Source organism: Chryseobacterium sp. SIMBA_029 (assembly GCF_046535275.1).
In the GTDB taxonomy this organism is placed as follows: Bacteria; Bacteroidota; Bacteroidia; order Flavobacteriales; family Weeksellaceae; genus Chryseobacterium.
On sequence record NZ_JAWRXA010000005.1, the window covers coordinates 154,273 to 177,271 of the forward strand.

The 22,999-nt window shown below is 41.3% G+C and carries 13 protein-coding genes; 3 read left to right on the forward strand and 10 right to left on the reverse strand.

What is annotated here, in order from left to right:
* Positions 1–164: 164 nt before the first annotated feature.
* From SB679_RS10660 to glsA, 9 genes are all read right to left on the reverse strand, one after another.
* Positions 165–719: a hypothetical protein gene (locus SB679_RS10660; protein ID WP_410702244.1), complete on the reverse strand. Its 555-nt coding sequence runs from the start codon at positions 717–719 to the stop codon at positions 165–167.
* Positions 716–1,969: a condensation domain-containing protein gene (locus tag SB679_RS10665; protein ID WP_410702245.1), complete on the reverse strand. Its 1,254-nt coding sequence runs from the start codon at positions 1,967–1,969 to the stop codon at positions 716–718. The genes SB679_RS10660 and SB679_RS10665 overlap by 4 nt, the downstream gene beginning before the upstream one ends.
* Entirely contained in the window at positions 1,966–3,237 is a 1,272-nt protein-coding gene (locus SB679_RS10670; protein ID WP_410702246.1) for a condensation domain-containing protein, read from the reverse strand. Before SB679_RS10670 ends, SB679_RS10665 begins: the two co-directional genes overlap by 4 nt.
* Before the next feature lie 4 nt (positions 3,238–3,241).
* On the reverse strand, positions 3,242–5,647 hold the full coding sequence (locus SB679_RS10675; RefSeq protein ID WP_410702247.1) for a glycosyltransferase: 2,406 nt from the start codon (positions 5,645–5,647) through the stop codon (positions 3,242–3,244).
* Positions 5,640–6,434, reverse strand: coding sequence for an alpha/beta fold hydrolase (locus SB679_RS10680; RefSeq protein ID WP_410702248.1), 795 nt, complete (start codon positions 6,432–6,434; stop codon positions 5,640–5,642). Before SB679_RS10680 ends, SB679_RS10675 begins: the two co-directional genes overlap by 8 nt.
* On the reverse strand, positions 6,425–6,724 hold the full coding sequence (locus tag SB679_RS10685) for an acyl carrier protein (protein ID WP_260543597.1): 300 nt from the start codon (positions 6,722–6,724) through the stop codon (positions 6,425–6,427). The genes SB679_RS10680 and SB679_RS10685 overlap by 10 nt, the downstream gene beginning before the upstream one ends.
* On the reverse strand, positions 6,712–10,944 hold the full coding sequence (locus SB679_RS10690; protein ID WP_410702249.1) for a beta-ketoacyl synthase N-terminal-like domain-containing protein: 4,233 nt from the start codon (positions 10,942–10,944) through the stop codon (positions 6,712–6,714). The genes SB679_RS10685 and SB679_RS10690 overlap by 13 nt, the downstream gene beginning before the upstream one ends.
* A 19-nt stretch (positions 10,945–10,963) precedes the next feature.
* Positions 10,964–17,959, reverse strand: a complete 6,996-nt coding sequence (locus SB679_RS10695) for an SDR family NAD(P)-dependent oxidoreductase (protein ID WP_410702250.1) — start codon at positions 17,957–17,959, stop codon at positions 10,964–10,966.
* Positions 17,960–18,821: 862 nt separating this feature from the next.
* Entirely contained in the window at positions 18,822–19,835 is a 1,014-nt protein-coding gene (gene glsA / locus SB679_RS10700) for a glutaminase A (protein ID WP_410702251.1), read from the reverse strand.
* Between the two features lie 173 nt (positions 19,836–20,008).
* Between glsA and SB679_RS10705 the strand changes: the two genes are divergently transcribed.
* Both SB679_RS10705 and SB679_RS10710 read left to right on the forward strand, forming a co-directional pair.
* Positions 20,009–20,170 (forward strand): hypothetical protein, encoded by a 162-nt coding sequence (locus tag SB679_RS10705; RefSeq protein ID WP_410702252.1) that lies wholly within the window; start codon positions 20,009–20,011, stop codon positions 20,168–20,170.
* 375 nt (positions 20,171–20,545) lie between these two features.
* Positions 20,546–20,953, forward strand: a complete 408-nt coding sequence (locus tag SB679_RS10710) for a hypothetical protein (RefSeq protein WP_317741397.1) — start codon at positions 20,546–20,548, stop codon at positions 20,951–20,953.
* Positions 20,954–21,105: 152 nt separating this feature from the next.
* On the opposite strand, the gene SB679_RS10715 is transcribed toward SB679_RS10710, so the two are convergent.
* On the reverse strand, positions 21,106–21,465 hold the full coding sequence (locus SB679_RS10715) for a winged helix-turn-helix transcriptional regulator (protein ID WP_410702254.1): 360 nt from the start codon (positions 21,463–21,465) through the stop codon (positions 21,106–21,108).
* 116 nt (positions 21,466–21,581) lie between these two features.
* Between SB679_RS10715 and SB679_RS10720 the strand changes: the two genes are divergently transcribed.
* Positions 21,582–22,733 carry an MFS transporter gene (locus SB679_RS10720; RefSeq protein WP_410702255.1) on the forward strand — a complete coding sequence of 384 codons (1,152 nt, stop codon included), beginning with the start codon at positions 21,582–21,584 and terminating at the stop codon, positions 22,731–22,733.
* Positions 22,734–22,999 lie beyond the last annotated feature (266 nt).

A 22,999-nucleotide genomic window follows, 5' to 3' on the forward strand; every position in this document is an offset into this window, starting at 1 on the left:
ATAACCGGCTGGAGGCAATTATCAAAGAGTCTTAAGACAGTTCGGAAGCGGCTATAGCCAGTTGATTAAGTGGATAAAACTCCTTACAAAGAGGTGAAAGGGGGTTGAGGAACTAGCTGGAGGTTCGGAACTGGCTATATCAGCTGGGTAAGTAGATGTATACTCTAAAACACTTCCTTGTCACCAGAAACCACTTCCATATCCCTCCACATCCACCTCCTCAACCTCCACACCGGCACATACACAAAAATGACAGAAAGTATTCCCGCCAATATCCCAACCAGCACCGCCATGGCAGTGGCGTCCAGTTTATAATATTTTGACAAACTGAATTGTGCGATCATCAATACAGATAAGACCAATAATCCTGTAATGACACCGTGTACAATACTCAGTTTGGTCATCAGTTTCTTCTTATTGAGCTGATCATCTACGGTAAATTCAATCGCTCCCTGTTCGGAAGCAATGATCACCCTGTTGATAATATCGATGGTAAGGACTACCGGCAGGAATATAGCCATAGGAAGAGTCAGCCGCGCCAGATTTTGGGTTCCTGAAAAAAAGTGAGTATATCCCAATTCCTGAAAGCTGGCATATGCAATAATAAAATTGAAAAACACATTCGGAAGGACATAATAAATCGTACGCTTGATTAAAAAGCGTTTCAGGGTAGTTTTCTTGAGGAGCTTAGGCGGCGCAGGCTTGAATTTTAATTTCATACAAACGAGGTCATGAGTTCAATGGCTTTGTTTTTAATTTTTAGGGCTTCTTCTTTGGGAAGGAAATGCTCGTTGGACATAAAGGTAAAATCCATCTGTTGGTTGTAAGTCGTAGTCACCAATGTATTCGAATTCAGCCACGGAAATGCAACCGTTGGACTGATAATCGTTTCCAGTGTAAAATGTTTATAATCATTGGGAATATCAATTCTCCCCATATTGGACAACGTGACATCATGTCCACCGTTGCTGGATTTCAGCATCGTGATCATACGGTCCACAAGCGGGTGCATCTGCTCGCCCATCCATAGAAGTTTTCTCGCTTCAATCTTATTTATTTTCTGAAGAAGTTCCTTTTTGATCTCCCGGGCATTGTCCATGACATCCAGGCTGCCTTTTTTTAACGGAAGTTCAACGGTAGGAGCAAAAGCAAATAGGTGATCTTTTTTAATCTCGGGAATAAAGTGGCGCACATCTACAGGACTGATCACTTTTCCTTTCGCCTGCTTCCCCTGTATCTCTTTAAAAGCCTGCATATAGGCTGCACACAGCAAAGCATGCACGGAAATGCCTTGAGCTTTACATTTTTCAGTGATTTGAGTTGTCATTTGAGAGTCTTCCTTCCAGTGGATGACATAGTTTTTCCCAAAATTTCTTACTTTACTTTTTCGCTGCATCATAAAAAAGAACCGGGCCACCAGCAGGTAAAGACCGGCTTTCCGTTTCTCATTTTTCATATTGAAATCCAGAGGGAGAAAATCATCGACCGAACTGAAAACCGGATAAGGACTCATCTCAAAAGAGGGATTATCCAAAAGTCCAAGAAGTTCCCGCATCAGGGTGACCAGGGAAGTTCCGTCACAGATGCAGTGCGGCATTACCCAAAGGAGTTCCGAAGCATCCTGTCCTTTCACCCAAACCAATTGGGCAAGCGGTTTTTTCTCATCTTTAAACAACCGGAACCACTCAATTTCGGATTCCTGCAGCCAGTCTTCATCAGTCTTTCGCTCAACAATACGGAGCGGAATAGGTTCAATTTCTTCTACTTCTATAAAAGACGGATACTTTTCATTGCTGTTATCAATTCTGGTTCTCAGCAAAGGATGTTTTTGCTGGATTTTTTCTAAAGCAGCCTTAACATTTTCTTCGGGGATTTCCCCTTTGATTTTTGCAGTAAATATGCAATTGACAGGTGTTTCGGGATCAACATACATGATCCTTTCCACCATCATTAATTTTCGCATGCTCATAATACGGATATAGGATCTAATTGTTCTTTTACAGTCTGAATTACCTCATCACGGATTGCTAATGCTTCAGAATACGGTAAATAGCCTTCACTTCCTACGAAAGAGAAATCCATTTCCCCATTGAATGTTGATGTAACCATCGTTGTAGTATTTCCCAAAGGACCAATGACAGAAGGACTGAAAATAGTTTCCAGGGTAAATTCTTTGTATTGATGAGGAATTTGAATGCGTCCCAGATTGGAAAACATACAGTCGTTGGAAGACTTGCCATGTTTTAGCAGCTTCGTGAAATTTTTCAGGGCATCATGGGCAGATTCCATCACCATCATCGTAATGTAGGGATTAAGCTTAGAGGTTTTACGTTCTACAGATTCCTGCGTCATCCATAAATTGTCTGAAAAACTTATTTTATCATCGGATGAAACTACAATCATTAATCCGAAAGCGAAAATATGATCCTTTTTGATCTGTGGAGCAAAACGTCTGATATCTACCGGACATGAAACTTTATTGAAAGCTGACGCACCTCTCACTTTTTTAAATGCCTGAAGCAATGCTACACTGAGGAAAGTATTAACGGTAACTTCCTGGGATTTGCAGTAGGAAATTAATTCCTTACTTATTTCTTTTTCAAATTTCCAGTGGATCAGATAATCGTTTTGTCTGTCAATTACTTTTTTGTTGACAGGAATACATTTGATAGCCGTTGCTGCTACCCTACCGATCACTTTCGCTTTCAGCTTTTGGCTGCGGTTCGTTAGAATAGCTTCCGGAACCACATCATGAATCCCCAGAATAGGATTTTCTACTCCAATTTCCGCTGAAGGATGATCCAGTATGGTTAAAAACTCATGCAGGAAAGCCATCGCAGAACCTCCGTCGCATAAACAGTGATGAAAGGAAAAAAGCATATCCGAAATCTCTTCCCCCTTGATCCATACGAACCGGAGAAGCGGCTGCTCGGCATACTGAAATAAGGTCTGCCATTCTTTTCTGGATTCCTCCTGCCAGTCGTCCTCCCCTTTCCGGAGAACAATCCGTATGGGTATCGGCAGGTGTTTTTCCCGCACTTCATACCAGGGCACATTATTATCATCATGGCTAATGAGTGCTCTCAACCACGGATGTTTGCCCTGAAGTCTACTCAGGGCATGTTGAATGTCTTCTTCCTTAAAAGTGCCCCGCAAACGAAACGGAATAACCGCATTAAAAGGTTCTGTTCCGTCTCCTAAAAGCATTCGCTCCCCAAATAACAATTTTCTTCTCATAGGCTTATCCTAAAACTAATGATGGTTGTTCTTGTTGTACAAAGCCTTCCAGCAGCTCTACCGCCAGGTCGTTACCACCTGCATTGAGTAAACTGGACTGAACTTCTTTCGCTGCGTTTCTATAGACCGGATTTTCCAGCAATTCAAAAACGGTTTCACGAAGGGCTTCCACCCGTAATCGTTTGTACCGGATGCTGATTCCACAGCCTGCTTTTTCAATCAATTTCGCAATATGGAAATGATCGTAGGCAATCGGGGTAATGAGCATCGGTAATCCATTGGTGAACGTATCATTAACCGTATTAAATCCACCGTGGCAGATCACCATATCCATATGCGGCATCAGTGCAGATTGAGGCACAAAACCGCTTACAATAAAATTAGAAGGCCATTCTTCAAATATATCCGGTGGCGTGGCCGCGATAACCGTTACAGGCTGATCTGCAAAAGCTGCAACAACCTTTTCAAAAAAGGCTTTCCGGATATCCACCAGCAAAGTACCCAGGGATACAAATATTTTAGGTGTCGTGGAGGCTTCCAGTTTTTCCCAGTCAAAAGGAGCTGAGTTGGGACGTCCTTTTACCGGACCTACAAATCTCATATGCTCCGGAACGGTTTCAAAATCCGCAAACGTCTGTGAAGTGAAAACCAGATTCAATTGATTGGAATGGATAAAAATGCCTTCATCCTCAATTCCCACTTCTTTCTGAAGGTCTTTGATCAGGTTTTGCTGCCACTCGAATATTTTAGGTGCACTATTCGCAGTATCCCCCATTACATCGGGAGGAACAGGCGTAGTCGTTACACATGGAATATTGTGTTTGTGAGCAAATAAAGCGCCTCCGAAAGTGATACAGTCATTCACGAGAGCATCCGGTTTCCAGCTTTCCATCAGACGCTCCAATCCGGGCATCATCATCTTGGCAAACGGAACATAGGTTTCTTCCAGTGCAAGCTTCATCACCTCAGGGCCGGAACATGCAGGCCCGTCATCCTGTCGCTTTAAAATACGCTGAATATCTTCCTGAAACGGAATGAGATCTTCTTCAGGATAAAAATAGCTTCCTCCTTCCGGAATATGTTTAAGATCTAACGGAGTAATTCCAAACCATTTTACTTCATGGCCCCGGGCAATCAGACTGGCACCAACGCTCAAGGTCGGGCTGATATGTCCAAAAAATGGAGGAATCACAAATAAAAATTTAGATCCGGTTTTTATCTTTTCTGAAACAGGAAGCAATGCTTTTTCTAACAGATCAGCAGCCGTTGGAGTGCCTCCCGCTTCAGCGAAAGATTCACGAACTTTCTCAGCGGCTTCTTTATATTCCGGCTGGTTTAAAATCTTCTGAACTGCTTCGTTCAAATGATGGGATTTAAATCTGTTAAAATTAAGACGTTCTCCGGCTCCGATACGCACTACACGTCCTGCTACATGAGACTGATCATAGGCAATCGGGATCACCACTAACGGAAGACCATTTGAAAGGGCTTCAGAGACGGTATTGTGACCGCCATGGCAAACCACTCCATCCAGATGTGGTAACAGATCCAGCTGTGGAACCTGCTGGTACACCATAAAATTTTCCGGCCAGCTGTCAAAAAGCTGCGGATCCGAAACCAATACAACGGTAATGTCTTCATCCTTAAAAGCATCAATGACCTTTTGGAAAAAAGCTTTTTTATGGTCATGATCGAAGGTTGTTCCGATGCTTACCAGGATCTTTTTGTTGGCAGCATTTTTCAACCGGTCCCAATTAAATTCACAGGAGATCCGGCGTTCCATAAGAACAGGTCCCGTGAACTGATAATTTTCCGGCAGATCCATTTCGCCAAAGAAATATTTGGAAGTTAAGACAAGAGTCAGCAGATCGGAAGATGCCAGTGAACGGTTTTCGGTTACCCCAAGTTCTTTCTGCAACTCAATAATTTTGTTGACTTCCCATTCATGCACTTTAGGCAGTTCATCCATCATTTTAATGGCAGCCGGAGCGGTAACGGAGGTACTGTAAGGAAGATTCAGTTTTTTTGCAGCAATAGCGGCAGCAAATAACTGATGATCTCCAATCACCATATCGGGCTGATAAGTTTCCAGTAAAGTAACAATACCGTTATAACAATGTCTGTTTAAGGGAATCAGGACATCATCGTACAGAAACTTAATGCTGTCGATTCCGTAGACTATTTTTTTAGAAATGATATCGAGATAGTTCTCACTTTCTTTTTTTTCTTCGTCGGTCTGGTCATATTGAATGAGCAACAATTCTCCCCCGACAGGAAGTTTTGTATTTAAATTTTTGTCAAGACTGATCCAGGCCACTTCATGTCCTCTTTGCAGTAATTCTGCGCCGATGCTTAAGGTTGGATTGACATGGCCTGTCAATGGAGGAACAACAAATACAAATTTAGCCATGATTTTGTGTTAATGGGTTAGATAATGATTGAGATAAAAAATGAACAATACTTTCTGCAATCTGAACGGGTTCCTGTATCGGGACGTTATGATCTCCGGGAATCAGCTCCAGTTCAGATTCGGTGATCTGTGTTTTCAGCCATTCCCCTGTAGGTCTGCAATTGGACTCAGATCCGTATAGTAATAATGTGGGAATATGCAGTCCTGAGAAATTGACTTCACTCAGAAAGTGTTTTTCCCTGATCATATCTGCTTTAATACTGGTCTTTTCAAACAGGAATTCATACATCCGGTGATTTTTCTCCATCTGCCTTTTGCCCATCTGCACTTTGGTGGTGTCCGTAAAATTGGCCACATAATGCTCGAGGAATTCTTTACTGTATTCATCGATGATGTTACGGGCCTTTTCGTCCTGCGGATCCGGGGCTTCTATAACGACCAGCTGACCGACACGGCCTGGTGTTTTCAATGCTGTTTTCAAAGCAATCAATCCTCCGAAACTGTATCCGGCCAGATGTGTTTTCTTAAGATTTAAAACATCCATCAAAGCCAATACATCAGATGACATACTTTCCAGATCGTAGCCGTCTGTAAAACGCTCGCTCATGCCGTGGCTTTTCAGATCATACATCACTACGTGGAAATGCCTGGCCAGAACCGGGGCAATATTAAAATAATAAATGGAGAGGTTGCTGAACATCCCGTGGATAAGCACCACCGTCTGTTCAGCCCCTTTGTTGAGTTCCTGAATATGAACCTGTTTATGGTTTACATTGATTATTGGCATTCGTAGATATAATTGATGATCATACGGAGGTCAAGGTTGATCAGTTCGTCTAAGTCCATAGAAGACAGCCATCCCGTGAAGTCAATCTGATCCCCGAAATGCGCTTTGATCTTCTCGGAAAAAGAAACGATTTCTATGCTGTCCATTTCCAGGTCTTTGGTGAATGAACTGTCCGGAGTGATATCCATTTCCTCTACAAATTCAGCGCCTATCACTTCCGTAATAAAACCTTTCAAAAGAGTGAACAATTCTTCGTGATTCAATTGTAATGTGTTGTTTATAGTGTCCATCCGATAATATAATTTTTATGTTTAATAGTTTTTATTTCAGTTTGGTTGATCCATAGATGATCTCCCTCGATATGGGTGATTTCAAAGGCTTTTGGGTTTCCCTTCAGTCCGGTTCCGAGAAACTTTCCATACGCTTCTTTGGCTACCCAGAATTTGGTGGTCCATTCCGCCTGATTTCTGTCTTTTAATAAGGTTAATTCGTGATCGGTAAATACCAGATCATAAAACCCGGAGCTGCGTTCTTCCATGATCTCCATGTCAATTCCCACCGGACCTCTATGTCGTGCAATACCTACCGCATCTTTCCCTTTGTGAGCCAGAGAAATATGGATACCTTCAGTAACATCACCGATCAGATAAGGCTTTCCGACTTCATCCTTCCCTATTTCAAAAGTGATCGGAAAACAAGGGTGATTTTTATGTTCACGAAGAAGATTCCGAACAGCATCTTTCACCGCTACACGGCTCACCATCCATTCTTTCCGCTTGTTGGGAAACAATTGCTGATGGTGGTATTTTTCTGTCTGGTTGAAATATCTTTTAAGAATAAAATCCCACGAAGCCACTCTGGTATACGCCTGATGAAAGAAAAATACTTCAGGAGCTATTTCCTCCGAAAGACGGTTGTGTAAAGGCGACATGGAAACATTCCACAGCGGCTCATCGATTTCCAGTCGGCGGTTTTGCCAGCCTGTAATCGCGCACCATACTTTTCCGTCTCTTTTGAGAATGATATCTGCAATGGCAAATTCTTCATTAAGCTCGGTCAGGATGCAGGTACATTCAAAAAGTCCGTCCTGATCTTCCATCTCACCGAAGAATTCGATATCCCTGATTTTTACCGGGAAAGCAATACGGTCTTTGGTCAGGGTAAGCTGTAGCCACAATCCGAATAATTGTCCGGCATTATCCAGTAAAGATCCTTTTCCTCCGTTTCCTTTAATTTTTCCAACAATTCCTTTCGTTCCTACTGCTGAAATCTCGGTAATCCCCTGGTAGAGTTCTCCATGGAACATATGTTTATCATAGATCTCTTCAGGTGTTCTTTCAATAGGCAGAAGATCTCCGATTGCCAGGTTAAAGGTAGGAACAGCAGGTACAGATGAAGCCAGTAGGACTTCGGCATTCGCAAAGTTCTCGATATCAAGGTAAGCATGGTTATTGGAGCGCCATTCTCCTTTGACTGTTTTTTCAAAAGGCTTGGCCACATTCATCCATTGAAACACACTTACATTCATGATTTTATGAACGCGGGTTCCCGGTATTTCAGCCTGTGCTATTTCTGCTAACTGCTCAAAAATCATGGTCATCGGGATCACCGGTTCCATATCAGAGACATTGGTCCATCCTTTCGGCTGTCTCAATAAACTGTGATCGATGAGGTAAGGATGCGTATCTAAAGTAACATACAGAAGTTTCGAGAAATTCTTACTGACAGGTGCTATAGAAACCACAGGTCTTGGAACTGTAATTTCTGGACGGTTTTGAAACAATGTCAATACTTCTTCCTGCATCCGGATCATATCGGTGATATTTTCCTGGAAAGCCTGAACCAGAGGATGACCTGTCTTAGCTACCGTGGCAGAAATGGTATTTTGCTTTGGCATTTCAAAAGACTGGGCCAGATTTTGAATTTCTTTAAAATCACGGATGATCGGTGAACCCAGCTGTAACTTGATTCCCTTTCCTGATGACTTTTTTGATTGGCTTTGTATTTCTAAAAAGTCCAATGCTACGGTTTTACCTTCCACAAATAATGCGGCTACCACACGCTGCAGCTGAGCCAGGGCAGATCTTGTAGCCACGCTGGAAGCAATCGTACTGAATGCTTTTCCTTTCAAAGTATCATCAATAAACCCGATCAATCCTCCGGTACCAATCTGAATAAAGAATTTCGCGCCTTCTTCATACAGTTTATCCGTCAGTTCACGGAAACGGACCGGCTGCACCAAATGCTCGGCACTTAGCTTTCTGATCGCATCCTGATCGGCAGGGTACGGTTCTAAAGTCGTTGCCGACCACAATGGGATTTTCGTCTGTTGAAACTGCGCTTTTTCCATTCCTGCTAAGATCACATCCAGTTTATCAGCAATAAACGGTGAATGAAAACCAGACTGGAACGGCAGGATCTGATGAAAGATCTGTTTTGATTTTAACAATGGAACCAATTCATCCAAGGCTGCATTACTTCCGCAAAGGATCACCTGATTAGGACAGTTATCGTTGGAAACATAAAGGTTGGGAATGGTATCGATAAAAGGCTTGACTGCATCAATTCCCGCTCCGATCGCGATGAACCTGGAATCTTTTAATTCAAAGGTTTCCGGATTAAGGACATCGATCAAAGCTTTTACAGAATTGACTTCTGCCAGTTCGGAGGAATACCCAGCGAGCCATTCTCCCAGGCTGTGCCCGGCATTCATATCGGGAATAATTCCCAGTTTTTTCAGTGCGTTGTCAAGAATACTGCATTTGTTGAAAATTCCCAATGCATCGCTTAGTAAACCTTCCCCTTCTGTTTCGATAGGTTCGGTTAATCCAAAATAACGGCTCACACTATCCACTTCTCCTTTCGCAAGGCCATCCAGCCCCGGAAATACGAAGGCGATTTTACCTCCATCTTTCAGTAAAGGCGTGTTAGTGTACCAGATATCCTGTTTATTGCGCCAAGGATTGTCTTTGGCGACAATTTTAGTTGCTTTTTCTATTCTTTCAGGGGTCGGGTCGAATAAAGCAATCCGGTAATCCCCTTCACCTACTCTGTTTTCATTATTTTTTAAGGCAGAAAGTAATTCTTCATGGGTGGGTCTTGCCAATACCAAAACACGATCTTTTTTCGGCATATCATAGCCTTCCAAAACCACGTGTGCATTGATCCCTCCAAATCCGAAGGCATTGACTGCCGCTACTTTCGGCAAGCCTGTTTTTGACCAACTTTTCGGTTCCTGTACCGGAGCAAAACGGGTCTGTTGCATATCCGGGGTTGGATTTTCACAATATAAGGTAGGCGGCAATGTATCATGATGAAGTGCCAGACAGGTCTTGATCAAACCGGCGATTCCGGCAGCCGGCATGGCATGTCCGATATTGGACTTAACAGATCCTATTCCTGCTAGCTGGGTTGTTTCTTCTTTAGTGAAAAACTGCGCTAAGGTCTGAAGTTCTGTCTTATCTCCAAGTGGTGTTCCTGTGCCGTGAGCTTCAAGATATCCAATCTGTTTTTCATCCAGATCTGCATTGATCCAGGCCTGTTGTAAAGCTTTAAGCTGACCTTTAACGGACGGGCTCATCACGCTGGTTCCATTCCCATCGCTGCTTACTCCAACACCTTTGATCACAGCGTAGATTTTATCCTGATCGCGGACTGCATCTTCCATTCGTTTTAACACGACGAAACCACAGCCTTCACCAATTAATAAACCGTCTGCATCCATACTGAATGGCTTGATCTGCTGTTGGTGAGACAAAGCTCCCAACTGGGCAAAAATACTCCAGAAAGCAGCATTCTGTCCGGTATGTACACCTCCCGCGATGACCATATCACAACGACCACGGTTGAGTTCCTGAACCGCATGATCTACGGCAATCAAAGCACTGGCACAGGCAGCATCTACAGTAAACGCAGCCCCTCCCAGATTGAAACGGTTAGCAACCAAAGAGGCCACCAGATTGGGAATCAATCCCATAGCTGTATCGGCTGCAAAGCGTCCTTTCCGTTCCTGAAAAGCATGTTTTACCTTTTCGATATCTGCTGTAGATACCTGAGGTAACAATTCCTGCAATAATGAAGAAATCTGTTCTCCGGTACGCACAATTTCGATGGCACGGGTAGCTCCGGGACCGGTATAGTTTCCTTTACCGATAATGATACCCGTTTTTTCAAGGGATATTTCTTTTTGAAATACACCGGCATCTTCCAGGGCTTTTTGTACCAGATCAAGGGTTAGCAAATGATCCGGTTCTGTGCCTTCAACAGCTAAGGGTAAGATCCCAAAAGCGGTTGGATCAAATTCGTACTCAGAGATAAATCCGCCGCGTTTACAGTAAAATCTGTCAACGGGACTTGTAGCATCACTGAAGTGTACAGGATCAATCCTATCAGCAGGAGCTGATTGGGTAGAATCTACTTTATTGACAATATTCTGCCAAAAAGTGTTGGCATCCTGTGCCCCGGGAAAGACACAGGATAGGCCAATAACAGCAACATCTGTTTTTTTCATAGTTATCGTATACAGAGGTTTACCAGTTGCTTCCTGACATGATCAATACCTGACTTTCTGTGCCGTATTTGATCTCATTAAGAAAGATTTCTTTTCCCTGATCCAATGGAATTAAAGAGATTCCACGACGTTCGTATTCTGTTTCCAACGTTGACGAAACCATTCCGGCTCCTTTCCATGGGCCCCAGTTGATAGAGATTACTTTTCCTTTTAATTTTTTGTTTAACGCTTTCGCATAATCATCCAGTACCGAGTTGGCTGCCGCATAATCGGTCTGTCCTTTGTTCCCGTATACTGAAGCAATGCTTGAGAAGAGCACTACAAACTGACAGTCGGCACGAAGCTGTTCTGCCAATACACGAAGCGGTTTTACTTTTGTATCGAATACACGCTCAAATGAGCTGGATGTCTTTTGTCTGAAAAGTTTGTCTTCCAAAAGACCTGCTCCATGAATAACTCCGTCTAAACGTGCGTATTTGTCGTAAATATTTTTGATCAAATCTGATAATCCCTCTTCGTCACAAAGATCTAAAGATTGATAAACTACCGTACTTCCCAGTTGTTCCATATCTCGGATCGTGCGGAGGATCTGATTGTTTTTGAAAATTCTTACCGTCTCTTTTTCTATTTCGGAAGGAGAAGTGAATTTTCCGGTTTTAATAAGATAGCCTCTTATTTCTTCCTTGGTTTTCATGGCTTCCACTTCTTTAAGGTCTGCCAATACATCTCTCGGATCTGCTGATCTTCCCACAAGGATATAGGTACAAGGATACGCTCCGGACATATGTTTCACCAGTTCAGAAGTGATTCCCTGCCCGCCTCCAAGTACCAAGACAACAGATTCCTGATCCAGCTGGATATGTGCTTCTTCGAGGCTTGTTGACAAGGGAGAAGGGATCATATCTATTTTGTGTCTTTGGTCATGTTTGTAAACGACTTCGGAAGGTTTATCTGTGGTTAATATTTCTTTTAAAGTGATCTCCGTAATCTGATCAACTTCCTGTGGTGTGCTCAGACTGATCAGCCTGCAAGAAGTTTGTTCAAATTCTCTCGCAAGACTCTTGAAAAGCCCTGGATAGCCTTTGTAATGACGTAAAAGACGCGTATCCGTCAGCTCCTGAATATGGGCAGGAATGTCTGAAATGAGATACACCCACTTGGCTTTATCAAGATCCAGTTTTTTAATCTGATCCACATGATCAATGATGCTGTGTTTTATGGTTGAGGAGAACAGATCCAGAATGATCAATCCATCAAAATCCTTTAGATCTTTCTCTGTATCTACCAATTCTGCGATGGCACCATATTTTTCAAGGGTATTTTTGATTGCCAGCGTTTGCGGGCTGTTGTCCTGAGTGATGGCGAAACGCTTCCCCTTTATAATTTCAGTATTTTGTTCCGTAGAAACATCTGTGGGAGTCAAACCAAAACGAAGACGTGACAATACATTTTGTACGGGCTCAGCATCGCTATTTCCGCTCATCTCGCTGATCCATGAGGCCAATCCTTTTAATGTTTTAATGGCAGCCAGTTTTTCCATCAGGTCATCTGCCTGATCCATATCTTCTCCAAAACCGATTTTTGTTTTAAGGTCTCCGATAATTTCCATACGCTTAATGGAATCAATACTTAAATCTGCTTCCAGATCGAGATCCAATCCAAGCATTTCCTTCGGATAACCCGTTTTTTCACTGACAATATCCAGAATGACATGCTGAAGTTCTTCAAGAGAGAATGCAGATTTACTTTCTACTTCTGATGCAGGTGTTACTGCAGATCCGCTTTTTTCAGGAGCAGATGTTGGAGTTCCTGTAAATTCTGTCAACCAGGAAACCAAACCATTTAAAGTTTTGATCGAGGCTAATTTTTCCATGATTGTATCTTCGTTGGCATGATCTGATGTAAGCGCTCCCAGTTCACTGCGAAGCGTTCCAATGATTTCTACCCTTTTGATAGAGTCGATACTCAAATCTGCTTCCAGATCCATTTCCATACCCAGCATTTCATGAGGATATCCGGTTTTATCGCTGACCACCTGTAGCAATAAGGTTTTAATATCTTTTACAGGAGCCTGTTTTACCGGAGTTATGGCCGGTTTCTCAACATTCACCGACTGTGCAGGAATCGTCACCAAACGATCATTCACAGGTGCCGGTACTGACGCAGCATAAGCCGGTACATGATTAATCTGAGGATTCTGTCCCAGGAAGGAAAGCATCACATCACGCTGTGCCTGGATCAGCTGATTCATGGTATTTAAATATTCATGCAGCATACGTTCAGCGGCAGGCTGATGTTCGGCTACAGGAGTTTGATGGGTATTCGTGAAATTGTTCATGGGAATAGGTTTTAGTATCGGTAACGCACCATTGGCTGGCAAGTTACCTGTAGTTGGATGTGCCATCTGTCCGTTCACACGCCAGATGGCTGGATTTTTCTTATACAGTTCAGGCTGGTCAATCTGTATCAATCGGGCATTACGGCCATCAAAAAGTTTTTCAATGCTAAAGTTTCGGCCTGTTCCTAAATATTGCGCCAGCATGGAAAGAAGGTGGCTCAATTTATTGCGATTGCTATCTTCTACATACAGGATCAGCTGATCTTTCTCTAAGCAGGATTTCGTTAGTCCGGAAAGCACTTTTCCAGGCCCTACTTCAATGAATATTCTGGCTCCATCCTCGTACATCGCCTGAATTTCTTCTACAAATCTCACGGGTTGTACCAGATGATCCGTCAGTCTTTCTTTGATTTCTGATGGACCTGTTGGATATACTTTTGCGCTGGTATTTGACCAAACCGGAATCTGCATTTCACTGAAAGGAATCTCTTTTAAGACCTCATCATATAAGTTTTTGGATTTAGCCAATAACGGACTATGAAATGCACAGGCTACTTCTAATTTCTTGGCAGAAATGCGTTCCTGTTTTAGGATTTCCATTAATTTATTGATGGCCGGTGTACTTCCCGCCACCACACATTGGGTCGGAGCGTTATAATTAACCGGATAGCAGCCTTCTGTTTTGTCTAATACCGGCTGTAAATGTTCTCTTGTTGCACTTACCGCAATCATCGTTCCCGGATCACCTCCTTCTACTGAATCTAAAATGGTGTGAGCTCTTTGAATACTCAAATCAACCAATTTTTCTTCTTCAAAAACACCGGCAAAACATAAAGCAGGTAATTCACCATAGCTGTGACCTGCTACCATATCGGGAACGATATCCAGCGATTGAAGGAATTTAGCCAGCGCGAGATCTACTATTCCCAAAATGGGTTGTGCCAAACGGGTATCTTTAATGGTCTCTTTTTGCTGTTTTAAATCAGCTTCATTAAAGGTAGCAGAAGGGAAAGCTACTTTTTCCAGTTCAGGATATCCATCGATCAGATTTCTCATCGCTGGAAAAGCTACGAACAGATCACGGGCCATGTTGATTCTCTGACTGCCTTGTCCTGGGAACAGGAATGCTACTTTACCATCGCGTCTGTTGACTGTAAATGTATCTTTACTTTCAATGCCTGATAATGCCAGTTCGATGTTCATCATCAAATGTTCAGTAGTATCAGCGACAATGCTTAGCTGAATTGGTTCATCTGAACCGACCGCTAAACTGTAAGCCATATCTTTTAATGGAATATCACCATTGATCTCTAATAAAGACTTGATCTGAGCCAATTTGATTTTAGCTTTGTCATAAGTCTCCCCACGGAATACAAACAATTCCGATGGCCACGATTGTAATACTGCAGAATCGTCCTGTTTAGGATGATTGGCAATGACCATATGAAAATTAGTTCCACCGAATCCAAAAGCACTGATTCCGGCATAACGGTTTTTCTCGCTCCACAATCCGCTTTCTGCATAAAAAGCGAAAGGACTGGTTTCAGCGTTATAATAAGCATTAGGCTGCTGTAGGTGAAGCGTTGGAGGTTTTACGCCATGATATACCGCTAGAGAAGCTTTGATCAGTCCGGCTAATCCGGCTGCACATTTGGTGTGCCCGATCTGTGTTTTTACAGAACCTAAATGCGTTTGTCCCGGTATCGCTCCTGAACGGCTGAATAAATTGGTCAAAGCGCTGAGTTCGGTTTTATCTCCTACGACAGTCCCAGTTCCGTGGGCTTCCACTAAACCAACAGCCGCAGGACTAATCCCTGCTTGGGAATACGCACGTTCCAATGCACGTACCTGCCCTATTTTTCTCGGAGCTGTAAGGCCAAGTGCTTTTCCGTCACTGGATCCTCCCACTCCTTTAATCACTGAATAAATACGATCGCCATCGCGAACGGCATCTTCATATCTTTTTAAAACAAGAATTGCCACTCCTTCTCCAAGGGCAATACCGTCGGCATCCCCGTCAAAAGTTGCACATCTTCCTTTTCTGGAAAGTGCATGGGTACTGGAAAACATAAGATAATCATTGATCCCGTTATGTAAATCCGCTCCTCCAGCAAGAACCATATCTGATTTTCCTAATATCAATTCCTGGCAGGCCAGATCAATAGCCGCCAAAGAAGAAGCACACGCTGCATCTACTGTGAAATTTCTTCCCCCAAGATCCAGACGGTTCGTAATCCTACCTGCGATCACATTGGCCAGAATACCAGGGAATGAATCTTCTGTCGTATGTGGAAACGCCTGCTTCACTTCTTCATGAAGTTCTCCGAAAACCTGTTTATAGTATCCTCTGAAACTATAGCTGTTGGCCAGATCATTCCCGCCTTCAGCGCCAATAATTACAGAAATATTTTCTCTGTTGATATGTTTTTCTCCGTAACCGGCATCTTCCATCGCACGCTTAGCTACCAATAACGTCAATAACTGTGTTGGCTCAATAGCCGCAAGAGATTGTGGAGGAATTCCGAAGGCCAAAGGATCGAAATCAATTTTTGGAATAAATCCACCCCATTTGGAGTGGGATACATCCGGTCCGTCCGAATCGGGATGGTAATACAGTTCTTTATTCCAGCGTTCATCAGGCACTTCTGTAACACTGTCTCTTCCTAATATAATGTTTCGCCAGTATTCTTCGAGGTTTTTTGCTCCCGGGAAAATACATTCCATTCCAACAATAGCCACATCCAATGGTTTTTCTGTTGATGACGGTTCTTCCGGCAAAGCTGCCTGTTCAATATATTGATAATTGCCGATACTTACATTTTGATGAAGTTCTGCAACGGAGATCACACGGTTTTGCATCGTAGCCACCTGTCCGATCATATACATTCCCAGATCCAGCTGTTCGCTTGTTGGAATGTTGATTAATTGATCACCCTGACGTTCTATACCTTTAGCAGCAATACGAAGACGGCCTACGTTTAATTTTTCAAGCTTTTCCCAAACTTCTTTTTTGTCCATTCCGGCTGCCAGAAGCTTTGTCTTCTCGGTGCTGAAATGCTGAGCAAAAGCTGTATTCAAACAACGTGTCTCGTGTCCGGGTGCAGTCTCTAATAAAACGGTGTCTTTAGCCTGCATAGCCTGCTCCTGAAATTCCTGCTGAATCGCTCCGGTTTGAACCGCTTCTTCAGTATAGAGATAAGCAGTTCCTATTAATACCCCTACTTTTACACCTCTGGCTGCTAACGGAGCTGCCATGATAGAAACGAAAGCTGTTGAAAATGCGTCATGGATTCCACCCGCAAAAAATACGCTGATCTTTTCCGGATGATCTTCTTTTAAGATCCTTTCAATCTGTTTCTCCCAAAGGACCATGCTTGAAAGCGGACCTACGTGGCCACCACATTCACGTCCTTCAAAGATAAAGTTGGTAGCACCTTCTTTCAGGAAAATATCTAACAGCGCAGGGGAAGGAACATGCAGAAAAGTTGTAATTCCTGCTTTTTCAAATACTTTCGCTTGTGCCGGTCTTCCTCCGGCAATAAGAACCACAGGAGGTTTGGCTTCTAATATATAAGATGTCTGTTCTTCTCTCAATTCTTGAGGAGCAAACCCAAGAATCCCTACTCCCCATGTTTTTTCGCCTGCCAGTTTTTTAGTATCCATCACCAAAGCTTTCGCAGCCTTTCCTTTAAGTAAAGATAAAGCAACAAAGGGCAAAGCTCCTGCTTCTGCAACCGCATTAGCAAATGACGGAACATCACTGACACGGGTCATTGGTCCTTGTGCAATAGGGTAACGAAGTCCCAGCTGTTTGGCCATGATATTGTCCTGATCGATTACCTGAAGGGCTTTTGCCTGCTTCAAATGACCATACATCGCTTCTTTGAAACCAAAAATCAGTTTTTTAAGAGTTTTGAAATCTTCATACAAATCTACTGCCAACGAAATATCCTGCCCCATAGGAATGTAACTTGTACTGAGGTCAAGATCTGTAAAATATTGTGTAAGCTCTTCTGAGCTAACATGTTCCGGCAATATAGGTGAGTTAGGCCTTACCAATACTCGATGATTGGCTATAATTTTTGTTTCGGTTCCATTCAGTTTTGAGCACAGATCTTTTACATCCTGGGGAACAGAACTTTCCGGGAACATGGCAAGCTGGCTGTCCAATACTATTCCGGTTGCACCCAATGCTTTTGCCGCCGCCGCCGTATGGAGCCCTATTCCTCCCTGTACCCATACAGGTATGGTGTTGATTTCTTTGATAATACGCTGAAACAAGACAAAAGTTGATTCATAGCCTACCAGGCCTCCTGCCTCATTTCCTTTTATAATGATACCCTCAGCACCTGATTGCTCAGCCTGCCTGGCTTCTTCCAAACTGCTTACCTGGTATATAAAAGGCAATTCTGAGGAGTTATTCATTATAATACCTGACGGAAGGATAGCCAACCTTACTTTTTTTGGAATTTGAAGCGACAAACACCTGTCGTTGGGAAAACAAATACCATAAGAAGGAATATCTATCTGGTCAAGTTGATTCAATGCTTCCTGAGCGATTACTACATCACTTCCTAAGCTTAAAATGGGAAACGCACCCGCCTGGTGCAATTTGAGAATAAGATTAACATCCGGCTTTTCAAAAGGTGTTAATCCAATAATGGTTAAGTTTTTCATTGCATTTATGGTATTGAATAAGACTGAAAATTCTATAACAAACGCCCAACCTCCCGGTATCCAACGCGAATATTTTGTTATGACGGAATAAAAATAATAATTTTATATTACATATTCAATCATAAATAAAATTTAATAATAATTTTTTAACAATAAATTATTATGAATTCAAATATCATTAAAATAAGTAATTATATTTTTGCTCTCAGAAACAAGACGATACAATGCGTGCAATCACATTTATAAATGTTTATTATTACAAAATGTAAGCAAATATAGAATAAAAAAATATAATATTTCAAAAATAAGAGAATTAATTTTTCAATATTACAAAAAAATAACATACCGATAAGAGTGCATGGAACCTACAAAAATCACACAGACCGATGGGTTGAAAAAATGACCGAATGAACCAATCATTTCATTTTCTCACCAAAAAAAGTGATGGAATTTCAGCAAAAAACAACTTCAATAAAAAGCAAAGTCATACACCCATCAAGACAGACCCATTTGTTTCTCAAATAGTTATTGATTTTATCTGATAAAATAGAACAACAAACACAATCCAGAATCCATCCAGCTCATTCTGCAGCCTTTCAAAAATTGTAATAAATTTTGAACTTTGCATGTCATTCATAGATTGAATGATTTTGTAAGTACTCATACTCGACATTTATGAACAACAGATGAAGCAAATACTATCTTTTTGTAAATAATCAGTAAGGGAAAAAGCACATCCGTATGTTTTGATGAAAACACATTCCACCAAAAAGCCCTGCAAAACACAATTGCAAGGCTTTTTATATTTAATAATTGTAAAGTTTCCGAAAAGGTTACTTAATAATCGTTTTTAAGAATATTTTTAAAACAGGCTTAGATTATATTGCTTCACAAGGTCTAAAATCATATGATATCCGGCTAAAGAGTTTCCATGTTGATCTAAAGAAGGACTGAAAACACCGATCCCCATTCTTCCGGGCACACTTACTGTAATTCCGCCCCCAACACCGGATTTACTTGGCAATCCAACCGTTCGGGCATACTCACCGCTGAATTCATACATCCCGCCAACTAACATTTGCGATTGCACTAATTTTGCCATTTCTGCATTTTTATAGGTCGCATCTCCATCATACCGAACACAATGATTGGCAAAGAAATATCCTATTTTAGCCAAATCTTCAGCGGTAAGCTCAATAGAACATTGTCTGAAATAATTATCCAACTGATCTTCATTCCCTGAAATGAGTCCATTATTTTTCATCAGATAAAACATTCCCCGGTTCCGGTGGCCTGTAGATTTTTCGGATTCATAAACGGATTTACTATAATCAATTGTCTTATTTTTTGTAATAAACCGAACCATCTCCAATATTTTCAGGAATGGTTTTTCTCCATCTCCCGAAATTAAAGAAGTGGTAAGAATTGCTCCCGCATTCATCATTGGATTAAGCGGTTTACCTGTTGTTTCAAGATTTGAAAAGTAATTGAAAGGTTTATCGGATCCGAAATATCCCATTTTATCAAAAACATTAGCCTCTCCTTTTTCGCTCACTGCAATCATCAATGCGATAATCTTCGAAATACTCTGCATGGTAAATTTTTGATGAACATCACCGGCATTAAGGATCTTTCCATCTTTCTCTACTACTGAAAAAGCGATTGCTTTGGCATCCATTTTCCCCAGTTCAGGAATATAATCAGCTACTTTACCCTGTGTATAATACGTTCTGTTCTTTTCCAGAATAGTGCTTAAGATTTTTTCTGAAAGAGTTGATATATCAGCGGTCTGCTGGGCATATACCACTGTATATAAAGAAAGGAAAGCTGCAATGCACATTGCTTTTGCAGAAAATGAGAAAATGTTTTTGTTCATAAAGTCTATTTTCGAATAAAATGTTTTGATAAACCCCGAAAAACAAAGATAAAGTATTTCATCTTCTGGCACCAATTCTATAAAAAATAGCACCTAGAAATATTTCAGCGTTTTTTCGCTTACATTCAATTGGCACGATCCTTTCTCGAACACCTCTAAAAAATACAATGAATATGTTAAAAATTATTGGAGTAACTTTTCTTATGGGACTATTTGTAGTTTCCTGTGCTCCCATAGCACAATCTAATGGCAATCATGGCCTTCCGCCAGGACAGGTAAAAAAAATGACAGGTGCAAAATCAGCAAGAGATTACACACCAGGACATAATAAATAACAACTTATAGCTTTCTGACCAGAAAGCTATTTTTTTACAATTAATTCTCTCCATTCGCCGGACCACTTCTTTAGATCTCGTATAGATTCACCATTACTTTTTCAGTTTAATATTTAAACTCACTCAAAAAGTGATTTCTTTTACCACTTCAGCTAAGCCAATACCATTGCATGAATTAGTTTAGTCACAAAATACCGGGTTTAAACCGACTTCAATACGATTAGGTATTTTTACTCAACCCGATAATTGGTTATTTGTACTCTAAAACAACCGCAATCTTCTTTGTTACTTTGACATACGAATTAAGCGTTACGGAGGGTTTATCCCAAAGTAACTTATTCGATTCAAAAAACTAACCAACCAAATACATTCAACATGGAAACAGCAAATGTAAATGCAAATTCAACCGGCCAGCTACAATTGGGCGGAGGAGCTCAATTCTGGGTTTATCTTTCACCTCAGAACAATACCGCCAAAATGATTTCAACATGGCGCGTAACATTTTCACAGGGGAACTGGAGTGATTCTATTTCCAGCGATGCTCCGACGAAACAAATTCAGACTCCTAATCTTTCGGGAATCTTTGATATTAAAGTAGAACTGTTAAGCGGTTCAACAGGTACGTGGCGACAAATTCCTCCTCAACAGGGAAGTCATAATGAAATAGGATGTAATTCCAACTGCGCTTCTATGGTAGGCATTGTTGCAGACAGCACCAATCCGGCCCCAGGTGCCGTTAATGCACACTTCTGGACAACTTGGGATGCTATGTGCAAAGCATAATTGATTGGAGAAGAAAATCTGATCAAAAAGTTTATCCTACATCAAAGACAAAACAAGACATACACCCAAACCATCTCATATCTTTCTATGAGATGGCTTTTATGTTGACAGACTACAAGTGAAGATTAATCATATAAGTTGATAGAAAAAAATTATTTATTTTCAGGTGGGTATTCAATTCCTTCTTCTTTAATCAGCTCAAAACCATATTTCATGATTGTTTCTATGATTGGAATCGCTTTTTCGCCTTTTTCAGTTAAGCTGTATTCTACTTTAGGGGGTACCACAGCATACACTACCCTTTTGATCATTCCTTTACTCTCCAATTCTCTCAGCTGGCTGGTCAGCATTTTATCCGTTATATGAGGAATATCTTTTTTGAGTTCGCTAAACCGCTGAACGTTACCCTGAAGACGCCAGAGAATCGGCATTTTCCAGGTTCCACCAATATGATTCAATGCAAATTCTATCGGTGTGTAATAGAGCTTTTTATCGTGAAAAAATTCAGGCATAGTATTATTTTAAATGATACATACTTTCCTAATTGATAGTATAGAACTTCAATGTAAGTATATACTTCCAGGATCGTTTATTCTGCAAATTTGCAAAATAAATTAAATAGAGCATCATGAAATTTAATACAATATTATTTGTACTGGCATTGGGTATTTTTGGAATTACGACAACAGAATTCGGAGTGATAGGGATTTTACCCGAAATAGCTTCTGTGTTCAAGATCTCCATTGACAAGGCCGGTTGGCTGCTGAGCTCCTTTGCCATCATTGTAGCTGTTTTCGGTCCCTTTGCCGTCATGGCATTATCTTCTTTCAACAGGAAAAAAGTACTGGCTTTTTCTCTGCTTGTTTTTGCGGCATGCAACGTACTGTCCGCCCTGGCAACTACTTTCAGTTTTTTATTAATTGTAAGAATGATCCCTGCCTTTTTTCATCCTGTTTATTGGTCGATTGCCCTGACCGTTGCCGTCGAAAATGTAGAACCTAATCAATCATCGAAAGCTGTAAGCACTCTATTTTCCGGATTAACGTTAGCAACAGTTTTTGGCGTTCCTTTAGCCACCTTACTAGTGGATATACTCAACTGGCAGTCTTCATTCTTAGTATTGGCAATGATTAATATTATTTCGTTTATAGGATTACTGGTATACTTGCCATCTGTACATAAACCGCACATCAAAACAAAGCATTCACCGATATCGATATTGCGAAAACCGGTTTTATGGATACATATTATATTGGTATTTTTTATGATTACTGCGATGTATTCAACATATGCTTATATGGCAGATTTTCTAAAGTCAGTTACCAACATGAACGGAAAGGAAATCAGTTGTATGCTTTTCCTGTTTGGAATAACGGGCGTTATTGGTAATCGTCTTGCCGGGAAATACATGAGCAGACATCCTTACCAGACCACCCTTGCATTTATTATTACTTTGATTGGCGTTCACCTATTGCTTTTTACTTTTGGAAGTTATTTTGTGCCCATGATAGTCATTGTTGGAATCTGGGGACTGGTACATACCGGAGGTTTTCTGATCAGTAATGTGAATATTGCTTCATCTGTTACCGGTGCCCAGGAGTTTGTCAACAGTATTTTTACATCCTGCGGAAATGCCGCTGTGACCGCCGGATCAATTGCAGGTGGTTACTGGATTGTTCACTTTGGGATTCAGAAGATAATTTGGCTAAGTATTTTGTGTCTAGTTCTTTCTTTATTCGTCGTTTTCATTAAAAAGGTCTTCTACTCACAACAACGGTAGAATATTCTTGAAACTGGTAGTAAGGAAACATACAGGATTGACAGCTATAAACATGAACACCTCGTTAATTCTGTTCGAACCTACTATCAGGAAATAATATGAATGAAAAAATATGGATTTGATACTTGGACTTAAAAATATTAAAATGTAATTACCTGTAGTAGGGCCAAATGAACAGACTTGAGGATAAAAAAAAGGAGGCTTCTGCCTCCCTTTTAATGTATCGGATAACCAAAGACCAATTTTACTTCTTTATATAATTTGTG